The 16399-nt window shown below is 64.4% G+C and carries 19 protein-coding genes; 9 read left to right on the forward strand and 10 right to left on the reverse strand.

The window, feature by feature from the left end; genetic code table 11:
- Positions 1 to 50: 50 nt before the first annotated feature.
- On the reverse strand, positions 51 to 344 hold the full coding sequence (locus tag ACFR9U_RS12280; RefSeq protein WP_247380696.1) for a DUF6432 family protein: 294 nt from the start codon (positions 342 to 344) through the stop codon (positions 51 to 53).
- Positions 345 to 572: 228 nt separating this feature from the next.
- Here ACFR9U_RS12280 and ACFR9U_RS12285 point away from each other — a divergent pair, with 228 nt between their 5' ends.
- A complete protein-coding gene (locus ACFR9U_RS12285) occupies positions 573 to 1481 on the forward strand; it encodes a DUF7093 family protein (protein WP_247380694.1) in 909 nt (302 codons plus the stop codon).
- A 26-nt stretch (positions 1482 to 1507) separates the two neighbouring features.
- Positions 1508 to 1900, forward strand: coding sequence for a DUF5611 family protein (locus ACFR9U_RS12290; RefSeq protein ID WP_247380692.1), 393 nt, complete (start codon positions 1508 to 1510; stop codon positions 1898 to 1900).
- Between the two features lie 340 nt (positions 1901 to 2240).
- Here ACFR9U_RS12290 and ACFR9U_RS12295 read toward each other — a convergent pair whose 3' ends face one another.
- The 4 genes from ACFR9U_RS12295 to ACFR9U_RS12310 all read right to left on the reverse strand — a co-directional run bounded on the left by ACFR9U_RS12295 (position 2241) and on the right by ACFR9U_RS12310 (position 5214).
- Complete coding sequence (locus ACFR9U_RS12295; RefSeq protein WP_247380690.1) at positions 2241 to 3080, reverse strand: methyltransferase domain-containing protein; 840 nt, start codon at positions 3078 to 3080, stop codon at positions 2241 to 2243.
- A gap of 199 nt (positions 3081 to 3279) precedes the next feature.
- Positions 3280 to 4584: an RNB domain-containing ribonuclease gene (locus ACFR9U_RS12300; RefSeq protein WP_247380689.1), complete on the reverse strand. Its 1305-nt coding sequence runs from the start codon at positions 4582 to 4584 to the stop codon at positions 3280 to 3282.
- Between the two features lie 64 nt (positions 4585 to 4648).
- Positions 4649 to 4945 (reverse strand): DUF7562 family protein, encoded by a 297-nt coding sequence (locus ACFR9U_RS12305; RefSeq protein WP_247380687.1) that lies wholly within the window; start codon positions 4943 to 4945, stop codon positions 4649 to 4651.
- Between the two features lie 68 nt (positions 4946 to 5013).
- Positions 5014 to 5214, reverse strand: a complete 201-nt coding sequence (locus ACFR9U_RS12310) for a DUF7511 domain-containing protein (protein WP_247380685.1) — start codon at positions 5212 to 5214, stop codon at positions 5014 to 5016.
- A gap of 220 nt (positions 5215 to 5434) precedes the next feature.
- Here ACFR9U_RS12310 and ACFR9U_RS12315 point away from each other — a divergent pair, with 220 nt between their 5' ends.
- From ACFR9U_RS12315 to ACFR9U_RS12325, 3 genes are all read left to right on the forward strand, one after another.
- On the forward strand, positions 5435 to 5914 hold the full coding sequence (locus ACFR9U_RS12315) for an RNA-binding protein (RefSeq protein ID WP_247380684.1): 480 nt from the start codon (positions 5435 to 5437) through the stop codon (positions 5912 to 5914).
- Positions 5915 to 6037: 123 nt separating this feature from the next.
- Positions 6038 to 7855: a cation:proton antiporter domain-containing protein gene (locus tag ACFR9U_RS12320; protein WP_247380928.1), complete on the forward strand. Its 1818-nt coding sequence runs from the start codon at positions 6038 to 6040 to the stop codon at positions 7853 to 7855.
- Positions 7856 to 7983: 128 nt separating this feature from the next.
- On the forward strand, positions 7984 to 8337 hold the full coding sequence (locus ACFR9U_RS12325) for a cell division protein SepF (protein WP_247380682.1): 354 nt from the start codon (positions 7984 to 7986) through the stop codon (positions 8335 to 8337).
- Between the two features lie 51 nt (positions 8338 to 8388).
- On the opposite strand, the gene ACFR9U_RS12330 is transcribed toward ACFR9U_RS12325, so the two are convergent.
- The 3 genes from ACFR9U_RS12330 to ACFR9U_RS12340 are packed head-to-tail and all read right to left on the reverse strand — an operon-like array spanning position 8389 to position 10779.
- Positions 8389 to 8823, reverse strand: coding sequence for a DUF6114 domain-containing protein (locus ACFR9U_RS12330; protein WP_247380679.1), 435 nt, complete (start codon positions 8821 to 8823; stop codon positions 8389 to 8391).
- Between the two features lie 8 nt (positions 8824 to 8831).
- Positions 8832 to 10121 (reverse strand): hypothetical protein, encoded by a 1290-nt coding sequence (locus ACFR9U_RS12335; RefSeq protein WP_247380677.1) that lies wholly within the window; start codon positions 10119 to 10121, stop codon positions 8832 to 8834.
- Complete coding sequence (locus ACFR9U_RS12340) at positions 10111 to 10779, reverse strand: hypothetical protein (RefSeq protein ID WP_247380675.1); 669 nt, start codon at positions 10777 to 10779, stop codon at positions 10111 to 10113. Before ACFR9U_RS12340 ends, ACFR9U_RS12335 begins: the two co-directional genes overlap by 11 nt.
- Positions 10780 to 11151: 372 nt before the next feature.
- Between ACFR9U_RS12340 and ACFR9U_RS12345 the strand changes: the two genes are divergently transcribed.
- From ACFR9U_RS12345 to ACFR9U_RS12360, 4 genes are all read left to right on the forward strand, one after another.
- Positions 11152 to 12084, forward strand: coding sequence for an ABC transporter ATP-binding protein (locus ACFR9U_RS12345; protein ID WP_247380673.1), 933 nt, complete (start codon positions 11152 to 11154; stop codon positions 12082 to 12084).
- An 86-nt stretch (positions 12085 to 12170) separates the two neighbouring features.
- The gene (locus ACFR9U_RS12350) at positions 12171 to 12932 is read left to right on the forward strand and encodes an ABC transporter permease (protein ID WP_247380925.1); all 762 of its coding nucleotides are present in this window, start codon (positions 12171 to 12173) and stop codon (positions 12930 to 12932) included.
- Positions 12933 to 12979: 47 nt separating this feature from the next.
- Entirely contained in the window at positions 12980 to 13171 is a 192-nt protein-coding gene (locus ACFR9U_RS12355) for a hypothetical protein (protein ID WP_345893405.1), read from the forward strand.
- Positions 13172 to 13451: 280 nt separating this feature from the next.
- Positions 13452 to 13763, forward strand: coding sequence for an ASCH domain-containing protein (locus ACFR9U_RS12360; RefSeq protein WP_247380669.1), 312 nt, complete (start codon positions 13452 to 13454; stop codon positions 13761 to 13763).
- 1 nt (position 13764) lies between these two features.
- Here the strand turns inward: ACFR9U_RS12360 and ACFR9U_RS12365 are convergent, their stop codons facing one another.
- Together ACFR9U_RS12365 and ACFR9U_RS12370 are read right to left on the reverse strand one after the other, a co-directional pair.
- Complete coding sequence (locus tag ACFR9U_RS12365) at positions 13765 to 15186, reverse strand: cytochrome P450 (RefSeq protein ID WP_247380667.1); 1422 nt, start codon at positions 15184 to 15186, stop codon at positions 13765 to 13767.
- Positions 15187 to 15258: 72 nt separating this feature from the next.
- On the reverse strand, positions 15259 to 16116 hold the full coding sequence (locus ACFR9U_RS12370) for a hypothetical protein (RefSeq protein WP_247380665.1): 858 nt from the start codon (positions 16114 to 16116) through the stop codon (positions 15259 to 15261).
- Between the last annotated feature and the right edge of the window lie 283 nt (positions 16117 to 16399).

The raw sequence follows: 16399 nt of genomic DNA on the forward strand, positions 1-16399 counted from the left end.
CCGAGAAAAGGACCGTCGACGGCGTTAAAGCACCGGTTCGGGACGGTCCGTTAGCGGCCGAGCCACGCGCGAATCTGGTCCAGCAGGGACTGGTCTTCCTCGGGGTCGTACTGCCCGATGGCGTGGTCCTCGGGGACGATCACTGTGCGGTCGTCCTCGTCGGTCGCTTCGATGAGTCCGTCGGCTTTCAGGTCCGCGAGCGCGGTTTCCAGTTCGTCGATGTCTGCGTCCACACGGGAACGTAGCTCGAAAACGGTCATGCCCTCGTCCCGTCGGTCGGCGAGAGCGTCCAGCACCGCGACCTGCGTGTCGCTGCGGTTGCGGTACTCCCGCTTTGCCCTCATACTCCCCCGTTCGGCCGGGTGGGTCTTACAGTTGTCCCTCGGCCCCACCGTGACGGCCTGTACCCAGTCGCAGCGTGCGCGGTCTCCTCCGCCGCACGGAACACGGTCACATCCGGACGCAGCTAAACTGCGTGCCAGCTATTTTCGAAATAATGACTCATCACATCTGGCAGATGTCAGGTCGATAAGCAGTACGCTTATTTACCGCACGGCGGCAATATCGTGTCAATGGGTATCAAGTGTTCGCTACTCGGGCACGATTTCAGCGGTTCGAAAGTCGAAGAGGAGCGAGAGGAACAGGGTAGCGAAGTCCTGATCACGATCAAGGAGGTCGAAACCTGTGATCGCTGTGGCAAACAGCGCGTCGTCTCGGAGAACAAGGAAGTCACGTCGCTGGAGGCCGCGGAGGACGCGGCGGCCGACGACGCCGAGGAGATCGAGGACGCGACCGACGACGACGCCGAGGAACCCGAGACGGGTTCGTCCCCGTCCGGAGTGACCCCGACGCCGGACATCGACGCGGCCGAGGACGACGCCGAACTCATCGGCGAGGCCGAAGACGAGGACGAGGCGCCCGCCAGCGACGACAGCGACGCCGAACAGGAACCGGACCACCAGCCCGACCCGGCCACGACGGGCGAGGACGAACCGGACCAGTCGGTGACTGCGGCTGACGACGACGCGGTCATCCTCGGCGATGACGACGACGACGAGCCGGACCGGGAACCCGGCGAATGGCCCGACGACGAGCCGGATCACGGCGTCGAAGCGGACGCCGAGTCCGAATCGACGGCTGAACAGAACGAGGAGGAGACGACGACCACCGAGGAGTGGCCCGACGAGTTCGGTCACGACGAAGCGACGAAGACCGCCCCGGAAGTCGAGTGGCCCGAAGAGGACGAGCCCGCCAAAAGCGAGTGGGAACCGACGGAGAACCTCACGAAACAGATCGACGGGGCCGACGTCGAACCGGCGGGGAGCGCAGCCATCACCGTTCCCGAAGGCGAGTTCGAGTGTCCCGAATGTGGCTTCAGGACCTCCGTCGAGGAGTCGTCGCTCCGTGCGGGCGACTTCTGTCCGGACTGTCACCGTGGGTCGCTCGAACACCGCGCGGAAGATCAGACGCGAAAAGAGTAAAACGGCTCCTGTGTATACGTCCGTTCATGCGGGAGTACAAGATGCGTCGGGGCGAACATCTAGAAGAGCGCGTACCAGACATGAAAGCGAAGATCGAGGAGACCTTCGGCCCGGTGAGCGGCACCGAGGAGTACAAGGGCAGTGATCTGTACGTCGTCGAAGACCCGGACAATCCCGTGTTCGAGCGGATCACGGCGGGCACTGTCGAATACAGCGGCAAGAAAGACAAACTCGGCGTCGACTTCGAGGAGCGACCGGCCGAAGAAGTCATCGCCGCGGGCGAGGCCGAGGCCGCCGCCGACGCCGTCGACGCGAAAAACGACTTCCTCCTCGAATGTACCGGACGTGACGCGAAAAGCCGGCGCGACTCGATGAAACGCGCCGTCGAAGACGACGCCGACAAGCCCGACAACGTCTGACGTCGTATCTCCACCGCGTTTTCAACCCCTCAGCTAACGGATAGCTACGCGTCACTCATTTATACCTGGCTGTCATAGGTTAACATACGCCTCGCCCGGAGGCGGTCAGAAGTATCCGGTCGCCGAGTCGGTCCCGTGTTCCCGCGTCGTTACTGACAGAGACGAGATCGGATGGATGGTTTGGTTTGGATTCGCCCTGCCGGGGGCGAACACTGGCAGTCGTGCGTCACCACGACGTCAGCACAGTATCCGGCTCACACGCCATTTGCATATGCTTTCTGGTAGTATCGAACCGCTGAGAAGCGACGCGTCGTCAGGTGGCTCGCGGCGAGTGCAGGAGCTACCGTTCGGCCGCGAAGATGCCGTAGGTCCAGAGGCCGTCGTCTAAGGTTTCGTGCTGGTAGCGAGCGGCGACGCGGTTTTGCGCCTGGGTCTCGGTGCGCAGGCCCGTCTTCAGCATGACCTTCTCGATCGGTGCGGCGAGTCGGCTGACCCAGTAGAGTCGCTTCGAGGAGGGCATGACGTTCTCGGTGGCGTCCTCGAACCGGATGTCGTCGAAGCCGCGTTCGTCGAGTTCTTCCCGGAACGTATCGGCACCGGCGAGGTTCGGGACGGCCCACCCGTCGAGCCACTTGTCCATCGACTCGCGCTCGTGGGGCGTCATCTGGTCGACTGCCCGGAACCCGTCGGAGAGAACGAGCCGGCCACCGTCGTCGAGCAGCCGCGCGGCCTCCGCGATGAAGTCCGCCTTGTCCTCGGCGTGGCAGATGGCCTCGATCCCCCAGATCACGTCGAAGGAGTCGTCGGGGTACGCGGTGTTCGTGAAGTCCTGCCGTGAGAACGAGACGCGGTCGTCGACGCCGCGCTTGCTGGCGAGGTCCCGAGCTTTTCGGAGCTGCATCGGCACGAGGTCGATCCCTTCGACGGTCGCACCGCGGTGGTCGCCGAGCCAGACGGAACTCCCACCGACGCCGCAGCCACAGTCCAGGACGCGATCGTCGGGACCGACGTCTACCTTGTCCGCGAGCACGCGGTTCATGTTCTCGACGGCCGCCCCGTGTGTCGAGTACTCCTCATCGTGGTAGCCGGCGTGGAGCCCGTGACTGACGGGCAGTTGCCAGATGAGTTGATAGTCGATGTGGCTCTCGGTGTAGTACTCTGCAATCGTCGCTGTGTCCATGCTCCCAGCCCCCATGGCTGTATAATTAACATAAATGCAGCAGTAACTAACTTTCGGTGCGCGAGAATTCTACTTGGAAAAGTTCGGAATTAATTTGAGATCCTACTCGTCCGTCTTCGGAGTGGAGAGGAGACAGGAAGTCGCAAAACGACAGACAGTGGTTCGATCGTCGGTCAGACTAGACGGCGGACGGCCGGGTTCACTCCTCGTCGTCGACGATCTTAATGCCGCGGTTGTTCACCGCGGACGGGTCAAGGCCGACTTCGTTGAGGAACGTTCGGTATTCGCGTTCGCACTGTTCGGCGTCCTTCTGTTTGTCCGAGGCGTGGTCACAGAGGTCCGCGAGTTCCACCGGGACGTCGTTGGTGTAGACGATCCAGTGGTTGACCAGGTCCGACAGCCGGCGGATGGGGCTGGTGAAGTGGCCGTAGATCTCGAAGTTCAGTGCGTGGTGGCCGCCGAAGGGGTCGGACATGTACTTCGCCCGGGGCATCACCTTCATCACGGCGCGCTGGATCTGGTGGAGCTGTCGGTCCGGCGCGTCCTCCAGGGTCTCGTTGACGGCGATCCGCGGGTCGTCGTGGCTGGCCGAGACGGAGACGCCGTCCAGGTCCTGGATCTCTCGGAGTGCCTCGTTCCACTGGTCGGGCGTCGGCTGTGGGTGGACGCGGTACATCGCCTCGAGCCCGCGCGACCACTGGAGCTCGTGCGTGACGGCCTTGTTGGCCTTGAGCATGCACTCCTCGATGATGGTATGCGCGCGGTCCCGTGCGGGGTTCAGGACGAGCGAGCCGTCCTCCTTGCGCTGTTCGTGGAGTCGGTCGGCGAGTTCCCACACCTGCTCGCACTTCGTCGCGAGGTCCACGTCGGCGTCCTCCAGCAGGTCGTCGGCGCTGTCCGGATCGTCGAGCAGCGTCTCGGCCTGGGAGTACGTCAGTCGCGCGTCGCTCCGGATGACGGACTTGTAGATGTCGATGGTCTCGTAGGAGAGCGTCTCCGGGTCGAGGTGCATCTCGACGGTGTGGGCGAGGCGATCCTCGTGAGGGACCAGCGAACAGACGGTCTCGGCGAGGATCGGCGGCAGCATGTGGATGGTGTAGCCCGGGAGATACACCGTGTTGGCGCGTTCGAGGGCTTCGGTCCACATCTCGCTGTCGGGGTGGACGTAGTGGGTGACGTCGGCGATGTGGACCCAGAGGACGATCTCGTCGTCGCGAACGTCGATCGAGATCGCGTCGTCGAAGTCCTGGGCGTCGACGGGGTCGGTCGTCCAGGCGGTCATGTCCCGGAGGTCCTCCCGGTCGTCGATTTCGTCCTCGATCTCCTGCTGGACGTCCTCGGTGCGTTCTTTCGCTTCGTCCAGCACTGCCTGCGGGAACTCGTCGCGAATATCTAACTTCTCGAACAGTTCCTCGCGCTTGTTGGCGAGGTGGCGGGCCATCTCCGCGTCGATCTCGACGGGGCCTTGCCCCTCCGCGGTCCCGGCCTCGGCCTGGTCGCTCATGACGGTCGGTACGACTAGGCCACAATTAGGTTTGTCGAACGAACTGACCGCAGCGAACTGCCGATCAGGACTCCGGTGGGGAGTCGCGCTCCCGTTCGATCAGTTCGTGATACCGGGCGAGGAACGCGTCCTGGTCACACTCGCCGGCCGCGCTCTCGACGAGCAGCGATTCCAGGCCCCTGCGCGGCTGGTGACAGAGGTCACGATGGCAGCGCTTACAGAGGTGCTCGAACTCCTTGTTCTCGCGGTCCCATCGGTCGCCGTGTTTGTCGTACTCACGGGCGTTACTCCGGGCGACCGACCTCCCGCAGGCGATACAGGTGACCTGCGAACCGTCCCGGGTTCGCCGGGAACCCCACATACCAACCGGTTCGACTGGGTCCTACTTAGCACTTTTCGAGCCGGCACTGGAACTGTATGGGGCGAAAATCACCGCACGTCCGACAGCGCCACGGCGTGGTCGCGGTCGGCAGTGAGCCAGGCAGTATACAGGCTGTCTACTTCGTCCGTCGAGAAGATGGTGACCTCCGACGGGTCGTCCCAATCGTCGTACATGCACTCCAACTCGAACGCGGGTAACTGGTCGAACGGAACGTCGGCTTCCTGTTCGGACCTGTCGACAACACTCATAGCTGGCTCACCTCTGTGTCGGCGCCCTGCCGACCAGTCTGGCCAGCAGTCGGCAACGCGGCCCACCGCTCGACCGGCTGTGACGACGAGGGCGCCATCTAGCCGAACGTGTGAGATGGATTGACAAAATACTTCGGCGCACAGTATCATATGTGATAATTGGAGGTGGATGGAAGCGCGGAGCGGTCGATTTATGCGGTGAGCGGGCACACGGTCGGGTATGCAGGTCAAGTCTCGACACCATCTTCGCGCGGACGCCGTCTCCGACCTGGAGACGGCCCTCGGAGAGCAGTTGGGCGTCGATCTCGACGCCGACACCTACGAGAAGGTCGAACTGGAGGGGACGGCGTTCGACATCGTGCTCGTCGACGGCGAGCCGGCAGTGGTGTACATAGATGATGAGCCGTTCCTGACGGTCCAGGGCGCAAACGAGTACGACCCCGAGCGCAGCATCGTCACCGTCGACGCCGGCGCGATCTCGTTCGTCAGCGACGGCGCGGACGTGATGCGGCCCGGGATCACCGAAGCCACCGACGACATCGCTGAGGGTGACCTGGTCGTCATCGCCGAGGAGACCCACGGCAAGATTCTGGCTATCGGTCGCGCCCGAACGAGCGGTGACGACATGGTCGGCGACGAGGGCAAAGTCGTCGACTCCATCCACCACGTCGGCGACGAGCTGTTCGAATTCTCGGTCTGAGAGTCGGTTTCGGTCGCGACACAGTGACGGACGGCGTAGCGCTCGCAAACCACGAAGCGGCAGACGATTCGGAGACGAACTGTGGCAGGTGCAACGCAACTCATCACGCTGGTCGTCACGATCATGGGTCTGGGAGTCGCTTCCCAGGTCATCGCCGACAGGCTCAGAGTCCCGAGCGTCCTCTTTCTGATCCTTGCTGGCGTGATCGTCGGGCCGGAGGGACTGGGCTACATCACCCCAGCGGAGTTCGGTGGCGCTCAGACGCTGCAGGCCATCGTCGGCCTCAGCGTCGCCATTATCGTCTTCGAGGGCGCCTTCCACCTCCACCTCGAACGGCTCCAGGAAGCGCCCAGAGAGACGATCCGGCTCGTCACCGTCGGTGCCGTGGGCACGTTCGTCGGGACGGCCGTCGTCGTCCGCTACGCCCTGGAGACCGGCTGGGATCTGGCCTTCCTCGTCGGCTCCCTGCTGGTGGCGACCGGCCCGACCGTGATCACGCCGATCGTGAACGTCGTCCCCGTCCGCGAGCGGGTCGCCTCCACGCTGGAGACCGAAGGCGTCGTCAACGACGTCACCGCAGCCATCCTCGCCATCGTGATGTTCGAATTCGTCGTTCTGCAGGACAACGGGCTCGAAACCGTCGTCGTCGAGTTCCTCCGACGGCTCGGAATCGGCATCGCCGTCGGCGTCGCCGTCGCGGCCATCGTCTGGTTCCTCCTTCGACACGTCGACCTGTCCGTTGAGAACGCACCGCGGAACGCCCGGCTCATCGTCCTCATCGCGGCACTTGCGGCATACAGCGTCGCCGAGACGTTCGTCACCGAAGCAGGTATCGCCGCCGTCGCGGCCAGCGGGTTCGTCCTCGGAAACGTCGAAATTCCCTACCGCGAGGACATCGAGCAGTTCAAAGGCGACGTGACGCTGCTCGTGCTCGCCTTCGTGTTCATCGTCCTCGCGTCCCTGTTGTCGCTGTCCGACCTCCGGGCGCTGGGCATCGGCGGGCTGCTCGTCGTCGTCGGCGTGGCGGTCATCCTCCGACCCGTCCTGGTCATGCTCTGTACCGTCGGCGACCGACTGACGGTTCGAGAGCGGCTGTTCGTCAGCGCCATCGGGCCGCGGGGAATCATTCCGGCTAGCGTCGCCACGCTGTTCGCGCTCGAACTCCAGTCCCAGAACCCCAGCGCGGCGACGACGCTCGTCGGCACGGTGTTCCTCGTCATTCTCGCGACCGTCGTGTTTCAAGGGGGCCTGGCACGACACATCGCACAGACACTGAACGTGATTCCGATGCGCGTCCTGATCGTCGGCGGCGGTCGCGTGGGCAAAGCACTCGCAGAGCGACTGGAAGACCGCGGGGAAGACGTCGTCATCATCGAGAAAAACGAATCCAAGGTCGACCAACTGCGCACGGACGGGTTCACCGCCCGGCAGGGCGACGGCACCAAGCGCGAGACACTGCGAGCGGCGGGCGCCGAGAACGCCAAAGTCGTGGCCAGCGCGACCCGCTCGGACGACGTGAACCTGCTGGTCGGGCAACTCGCCAGGAACACGTTCGACGTCGGAACGGTCGTCGCCCGCGTGAACGAACCCGCCAACGTCGACGCCTTCGAGGACCTCGACATCGAACCGATCTCGACGGGAATGTCCGTCGCCTGGTCGATGGACAACGTGATCGAGCGGCCGGCGATCGCCCGCTGGATGACCGAACTGGACCGCACCGGCGACGTCCAGGAGGTCGAGGTGACCGCCGCCGCCACTGCGGGCACGACCGTCTCGGAACTCGCCGACGAGCTGCCCGACGACTGTTACATCGCACTCATCAGTCGCGAGGACGACAACCGCATCCCACACGCCGACGAGACGATCGAACGCGGCGACCACCTCACGTTCATCGGCCGCAAACCCGCCGTCCGCGAAGCGATCTCCTACTGCCAAGCCTGACCGGCTACTCCCCGGTCGGCCAGCGGTCGCCGCAGGAACCACCGTCCCGAAGCGCGCCCGACCTAGTCTCATATTATTTATATATGTCTGACGAAAAACCTATACTTTTCCCGGAGAGTTTGCGGTGTATGGGCTTCATGAACAAACTCATCGGGGACGCCGGGGCGTCACGGCGAACGGACGACTACGTTGAACTCGATGGGGTCAACGCACCGGAACCGGAAGCAGAAACGCAGGTCCACATCGCTCGCATCAGCGAGAAGCAGGACGTCATCGACATCAAAGACACCGTCTACGCCGGTGACATCGTGATCGCCGACATCACGCGGCACACGACCCAGGACCGGACGATGGATCAGATCACGGACGAACTGCAGCAGGTCGCTCGCGGCGTCGGCGGCGACATCGTCCAGAAGGACGAAGACCAGATCATCATCACCCCTCGCGGCGTCAAGGTCAGCCGCGAGAAGCTCGGGCGGTAACGCGGCGCTCCGAGGCCCGTTAGATCGCGCGAAGCCACTTTTCTGGGGGGGTCACTCGGCTACCGGTACGTTTTCGTCGGCCGGCGTCCAGGCGAAACAGAGGATACTCCCGACGCTCGCGACGACCATGCCGACGAGGAGCCCACCGAACGCGACGGGGAACGAGATCGTCGCCAGGACGAGCCCGGCGAGTCCGATCGCCGTCGAGTACTCGGGGCGCGTAAGCACGCCGACGCCGAGGAAGACGAGCAGCGCGCCGACGACCACACCCAGACTGACGACCGACTGGCTCTGGAGCATGCTCGTCTGCAGGAGAAACTGCAGCGACGGCCAGGCGATGACGAGACCGCCGGCGATGAGGGCCAGTGCCCCCCAGAAGGGGCGGGTCGCTCGCCACTCGCCGAACGTAATGGTCTCGTCGCCGGTCATCGACGCCTCGGTCTCGCTCACGGCCCCATCGCCGCTCTGCGTTGAGGAGAGTGACACGATCATAGTCAGTCCGTCATGGTTCCGTTCAGGCAGTTCGACGGCGGTTCCGTGGGGTGTGCGTCCGCCACCGGGCGATCACGCTTGCCCGGCCTGACTTTTAGCTTGAAGTTAGTCAGCGTCGTCTTCGTACTCCCGAGCTGGTGGCCAAGCAGGGTCGCGTCCTTGCCGTCGGTGAGCGTCGGGTTCGAGTCCACTTTGAATCGGATGTCGTTGATCGTCCCCTGCCCGGACTCGTTTTGAGGCGTACAGGTCCAGTAGTCGACGTTGTCGACCTTGATCCCGGGGTCCTCGATCAGCGGGATGTCCACGAGGTTCAGCCGCGCCTCGTTGTTCTCGGCGCGGTACTCCGAGATGTACACCGACACCGCCCGAGGGTCCTCGCCGTCCTCCGTGTCGGCGATCGCCTGCGTCGCCGAGAGTTCGACGTGTTCGAACGTGTTCTTGTCCCGGTTGTAGAAGTTCTTGAAGATGAGGAAGTCGTTGATGATGACCTTCCGGCCCTTCGCGCTGTCCAGTTGCTGGCGCGCGACGCGGTCGAACGAGCCTGCCGCCCGCTCACTCGAATCGACGTTTGCGTCGAGACACGGCTCGGTGAAATCGAAGTCGATCGGCATCGTGATCAGCGGGTCTTCGGGCTGCGGGCAGTTCGCCTGATAGCTGTAAAAGCCCGCGTCGAGCGTTCCCTGGTCGAGGACGAGTCCACCGAGTTCGCCCTGCTGCTGGGGGACCCGCTCCTGTGCAGTCACGGCGGGCGCACCGTTGAGGATCAGGAGCGCGACCATGCCGACGACGAGCAGGGACCGCCCGTGGCCGAGGACGGAGTCGAACCGGCCGAAGCGAACGGCCGGTCCGCTCGCCCGCCACCCCACACAGAGGACCGCGCCGACGCCCGCGACGAGCAGTGCGGAGAACACCACCTTCGGATGCTCGATCGGGGTCGGGGCGTACAGCATCCCGACGACGTCCGCCAGCGCGACGCCGCCACCGATCGCGCCCGCGACAGCCGAGTGAGCAGGGCGGGCGACGACGACGAGGGCGGCGACGAACGCGATCAACGGCGCCGCCACGCCCGCGATGCCAGCCGGCGTCACGCGTGACAGCGAGGCACCGCCCAGCAGCGCAGTCGCCTGCCAGGTGAGCACCAGGCTCCCGAGTGCAAGGAGGAGCGCACCCGCAGACGGCCGACCGCTCGCCCACGCACCCAATCCCGATCCGGTGGGAGCGTCTGCCGGCGAGTCGTCAGCGTTCGTCTCGTGGTCCTGCGCGCCTCGGTCGGTGTCCGTGTTACGTGCCATACTCGTAATCCCCGTCGCTGTTGACGTCCCACTGCACCCGCAGGTCGAGGTTCGACAGCTGGACCTGATCGGCAGTCAGACTCGACATCTCGATTCGTGCGTTGTACAGCTGGAATCCGGGCTTCTCACTCTTTTTGACGGCGCCCGGCGTGCTCCCGCCGACTTCCATCGGGTCGTCCGTGTTCGGCGCGTCTTCCGGGTTCGGCCCCGCGTACGAGTAGAACTGCTCGAACCGCGACTCGTTGTAGCGCTCGTCGAGGACGAACCCGCGCCAGCGTGCGGTGCTGGCCGTCAAATCGTTCGTCCTGAACGTCACGCCCTGCAGCGTCGCCGTGTCACTCTGGATCAACAGCCGCATCGTCCCGTTGAGACCGGGCACGTCGCTCACGTCGAGCGTCTTCTTCAGCGTCAGATACTCCGCGTAGCTCTTCGTAATCCGGAACTTCGCAGCGGGAACGCCGGTCGTTCTCGTTTTCGACGCCGTCGAGATCGATTGCTCCGCACCCAGATAGTTCGCCTCCACGACGAACCCCCCCGACGGGGACAGTGGTGCCGAGACAGCTAACCCCACCCCGGAACTCATCACCAGCAGTCCGACGAGCGCCCACAACGAGAGCAACACGCCAACGCCGCTGGCTAATCGTTTGGTGTCGTACATGCGTCAGTCCTCACAGACCTGCCGCGAGTCCCCGACCACCGACCAGTCAGCAGCACCAACGCCGAGCACAGCGACCGATCCACTGCGAGATACCCGGCTACCGCTTTGCACACTGCGCGCTACGACGATGTGGTGCCGTCCCCCCGGTAGTTAGCTCGGTCGCGGTCACTTCGTCCACGGACCGATCGGAGCCAACTCGCGTTCGGTCTCTTGGCCCCGACATGGATACCAAGTTACATCAATGTTCCGACCAGGAAGGAAAATTCGAATGCGGGAAGTTTACGAATTAACTGTACCGTACGGCAGAAAACAACCCCCAAAGACGGAAGGGAGTTCGTACTGCTTAACCGCTCGCGACCACAGGTTCCGGACATGCCGCAGGCAATTCGGGCCCGAGATCTCGAGAAGGATTACGGCGACGTGCGGGCCCTCGACGGGCTCGATCTCGCCGTCGAATCCGGCGAGTTCTTCGGCCTGCTTGGACCGAACGGTGCCGGAAAGACCACGTTCATCAACATCCTCGTCGGCCTGGTCCACAGCACGGACGGCGACGTGAGCGTATTCGGCCACGACGTCGAACGCGAGTACCAACAGGCGCGGGACGCCATCGGACTCGCCCCCCAGGAGTTCAACGTGGACCGGTTCTTCCCGATCAAGGAAGTCCTCGAACACAAAGCGGGCTACCACGGGATTTCCCGGGCGGAGGCCAGCCGCCGGGCCGAAGAAGCGCTCCGAACCGTGGGCATCTACGACAAGCGAGACACCCGATTCGACTGGCTCTCCGGCGGGATGAAACGCCGGTTCATGCTCGCCCGCGCACTCGTCTCGGACCCGGATCTGCTCATCCTGGACGAGCCGACGGCCGGCGTCGACGTCGAACTTCGACGCGACCTCTGGGACCTCATTACGGATCTGAACGACGACGGTACCACGATCTTGCTCACCACCCACTACATCGAAGAGGCAGAGCGGCTCTGCGATCGCGTCGCCATCATGGATCAGGGCCGGAAAGTCGAGGTCGCCAGTCCCGACGAGCTGATGAATCGCGGGACCGATAAGCTCACGATCGGTTTCCGGTCGCCACCGTCGACTGCGCCCTCGCTCGGCCTTCCCGACGTCCGCGACGTCACGCTGACTGACGACCGGCTCGTCGTGACCGCTGCACGCGGAACGGCCATCGTCCCGGACGTGCTGCGCGAACTGGAGTCACAGGGGTACGAAGTGAGCGACCTGGACATCAAACGTGCCTCCCTCGAAGAGGTGTTCGTCGATCTGACCCGCACGGAGAGTGCCATCGAAGCGTGAGTCGAGATTCCACCGACGCGCTCGCTGGTAACGGCGAGCGTCCGACCGACGCGCACGGCGACGCGGAGTCGAGCGTCCTCGATCGCCTGTTCCCGACCGGGTTCCGGACGCTGTTCCGACGGGAAGTCCTGCGGTTCGTCCGTCGGCCGCGCAACACCTTCCTGCCGCCGGCCATCACGAACGTCCTCTACTTCTCGGTGTTCGGCGTCATTCTCGGCGGTCGCATCGACCAGATCGCCGGGTTCTCCTACATCGTGTTCATCCTGCCCGGCCTGATCGTGCTCGGCGCGATCTCGAACGCCTTCGAGAACGCTTCGTTCTCGATCTTCCACGGCCGCTGGAACGAGTACATCCACGAGGTGCTGACCTCACCGCTCCCGTACACGTCGATGGTGCTCGCCTACATCTTCTCGTCGGCGCTCCGGGGCGTGCTGGTCGGGATCATCATCGGCCTGGTCGGCCTGGGCTTTACCTCAGTGAGCGTCGCCCAGCCGCTGTATCTCGTCGCGTTCATGCTCGTCATCAGTCTGCTGTTCGCGGGCTTCGGCGTCATCGGCGGCCTCTGGGCGCGGGATTTCGACTACCTGACCGTGATGAACCAGTTCATCGTCCGCCCGTTGACGTTCTTCGGCGGCGTGTTCTACTCGCTCGACATCCTGCCGCCGCTCTATCAGACGCTCTCGCTCCTCAATCCGATGGTGTACATGGTCAACGGCGTCCGCTACGGCTTCCTCGGGTACTCGGACGTTAAGCCCGGCCTGTCGCTCGTCGTCCTCACCGGACTGACGCTGGCGGTGATCCTCGTCGACATCGCACTGTTCCGACGCGGGTACGGCCTGGTCGACTGAGCACCCGCACGATTCCTTTTGTGGGACGCGCGCGTACACGCGAGATGATGAGTCCCGTCCTCGCGGTCAACCGACGGAACCTCAGTGCGCTCGGGGTCGTGTCCGGACTGTTGGCCGTCGTCTACCTCCTGGTACCCCACCCGGTCGCACAGTACGGCGCGTGGCTCGTCGTCTTCGTCGTCTGGATGGCGTGGTTCGTCCTCGCCGGCATCGACTGGCTCTCGCAGGCCGACTTCTGACGGGAGAGCAGTATTGTCCGGATCGGTGATAACCACCCACACACGAGTGGCAAGTCGTGAGGGCTTTGTACCCTGGGTAGGTACGTCCTACTGTCACGGGACGGCAACGGAACCACCCCACATTTCCCCCACCCCCCACATCGACGTCTCGTGACGCCATCTGGCTCTTCACTCGAGCCGGTTACCACACCACCTCTCTCTTTCCACACTGTCTATTAGTCACCGACTACCTGTGGGACGGCGGCCAATTGTTTTTGCGCGCGTGGCCCGAATACCGGGTATGGGAGAGATCGACCCCGACACGCTGCTTCCGAGCGAGCGCATGCGCGAACAGGCAGTCGCCGGCGACGTGACGCAGATTCATCGCGGACAGCAGTACGCCGACGTTGGCGATACGTTTACCGTCGGCGAGACGACGTTCGAGATCGTCGAGGTAACCGATCGCACGCTCGGCGACATGACCGACGCCGACGCTCGTGCAGAGGGAGCCAGAGACCTCGCCCATTACAAAGAGATCCTCGAACACGCCCACGACAATTTCGAGTGGGACGACGAGTCCGAGATCGTCTGTCACCGCTTCGAGCCCCAGTAAGTCACCGCTCGGTGACGAGGAACTCCCGGCCCTCCGGCATCCGAGTCGTTATCTGCGGCGACACCGGCGGCTCTCCGTCGTCGTCACCGAGCCAATACAGTTCGTACTCACGACCGATCGTCGCGAGGACGAGCTGCGCCTCCAGCAGCGCGAACTGGCGACCGATACAGATGCGCGGGCCGCCGCCGAACGGCGCGTACGCGAAATCGTGCAGGTCGGTCCGGAGGTCGCCAGCCCACCGCGAGGGCCGGAACGTATCGGGCTCCTCGAAGAAGCGCTCGTCTCGCTGGACGACGCGAATCGGGAGGGTGACGACCGAGTCCTCTGGAATCCGGTAGCCGTCGACGACGACGTCGGCGTCCGTTTCCCGCGGCAGCATGTAGACGGGCGGAAACAGCCGCAACGTCTCTGTGACGATCCGCTCCGTGACCTCGAGGTCGTCGACGTCAGCGATCGTCGGTGGCCCGTCGAGGGCGTCCACCTCCGCGTGAAACCGTTCGCGGACCGTCGGGTTCGTCGCCAGCGCCCAGAACGCGAACGTCAACGTCGTCGCCGAGGTGTCGTGTCCAGCGAAGATGAGAGTCACCAGCTGATCGCGGAGCCGCTCGTCCGACAGCATCCCGCTGTCGGTCGCCCCTGCCTCCCGCAGTCCGACGAGCAGGGAGAGGAGATCCGTCGCCGCCGCCGGCTCCGTCGAGCCATTCCCAGCCGCGGCGTCGAGCAACCGGTCGGCTTCGGCCCGGAGCGTCCGTTTTCCCCGTTTGAACCGTCGACGCGCCGGCGTCGGCAGCCACTGGGGAAGCACGTACGAGGTGGGCCGAAACCACTCGTTCAGCGCTTCGGCCGCCTCCCGGAGCCGCTCGTCCCCGTCGAGTTCGAGTTCGCGGCCGAGCACCGTCGCGAACAGCACGTCCAGGGCCATGTCTCTGCACTCCTGCTGGAGTGCGAGCCGCTCCCCGTCGGCCCACCGACGGGTTCGACGGCGAATCTGCTCTACCATCCCGTCTGCGTACCCCGTCACGCTCTCCCGCGAGAACAGCGGCTGGAGCACGTCCCGCTGTTTTTGCCACTCGTCTCCCTCGACGGTCAGCAACCCCTCACCGAAGGCGATGCGGAAGTCCTCGCTCTTGCGAAACCGCTCGCGGTCGGTCAGCAACGCGCGCTTTAGGTAGTCGGGATGACCGAGTCCGTACACGTCCCCTTGACTGGGGATGCGAACCCGGACGACGTCCTGCGTCTCGAACGACCGCTCGATGAACCCGAACGGGTCGTACATCTGACGGACGAAGTGCAACTGCGGCGGTCCGAGGTTCGGAGGATAGGGCGGTACGGGCAGGTCGTCGCTGTCCCGGTCGCTCCCCACATCCCCTGACCCCGCTGTCTCTCTCCCGCCCCGGAACCACTGACCGAAGTCTGAGAGCATAGCATCACAATCGTCGGCCAGTCAAAATAATCCCGATGTCAGCAGAGATAAAGAGCGAGGGCGTCGTGACGATCAGTCCGTCGCGCTGTCGAACTGGGCGTCCTCGTGGCCGCGCCAGGTCGTGGGATCGTACAGGCGGCTCATCTCGCCACCCTGCTGACGGATCGCGACCGCGGTCGCAAAGAGGAACGCGGCCGCGAGGACCCGGCCAACCAGGACGAAACTGGTCGCGACCACGGCGTCGCCCAGTCCGTAATAGAGGCTCTGTTCGGCGACGACGACCGCCGCGAACGCGACGAGCGCCGGCGTGAACTGTCTGGTGACGGCTGCGATGCTGGTGCCCTCCTGTTCGCGAACGGTCGCGATCGCACACACGAGCGTGTACACGACAGCGATCGCCAATCCGACGGTCTCGACGAGCGCGACTGCCAGCGGCGGGCCGAGTAGATACGCGGCCCACCACGTGAAGACGAACGTGCCGAGCACGGCCGGCAGGACCCAGGTCGGCAGGTCCCGTGACGCCAGCACGCCGTCGTTGCCGGTCGCAGTCCGGTACATGGCCCGGACGCCGACGGCCCCGAACAGGAAGAAAAACAGCGTGGCACCCAGGCGAAACGTCCGCGCGCCGGCGACGAGACCCTCGCTCGTGGCGAGCAGTTCGACGAGTCCCGCGACCGCGTACACGCTGGCAGCACCGATCCCGACCGCGAGATACCGCCAGCGCTCGCGGTACGGCTCGGCCAGCACGTGATTCCGATAGCGCAGCAGATAGAACAGCAATACCCCCGTAGCAACGAGTACTGCAGCGAACCCGAGGACGCTGACCAGCGCCAGCGTCGCCGCCGACTCCGTGGCACCACCAGTCGCCAGTGGTCGTGCCGCTCGGAGCATCCGAGCGGGCGATACGAACTGGGCCAACGCGAGCAGCATCGCTATCATCGTACCTGACGATAACGCACGGGAGTACTTCAGCAGCCAGCGGATTCCCACCCGGTGAGAACCCGGCCCAGCCGAGTAACGAGTACGCGGACAGAATCCACCTGAACGACGGTGAGAATCCAGGGAGGGAACACGACGAACGCGACGCAACCGCACGCACCGTGACAGTGCCTGCTCGTCGTCGATCGGGTACCGGCAACTGATCGAACCCATCTTCCACGAGAAGGTAACGGTGCAATGAACTCGCAGGGAACGAAGCGGCCTGCCGTTTTGC

Origin of the sequence: Halorientalis brevis, from assembly GCF_042678165.1 — an archaeon.
Classification (GTDB): domain Archaea; phylum Halobacteriota; class Halobacteria; order Halobacteriales; family Haloarculaceae; genus Halorientalis; species Halorientalis brevis.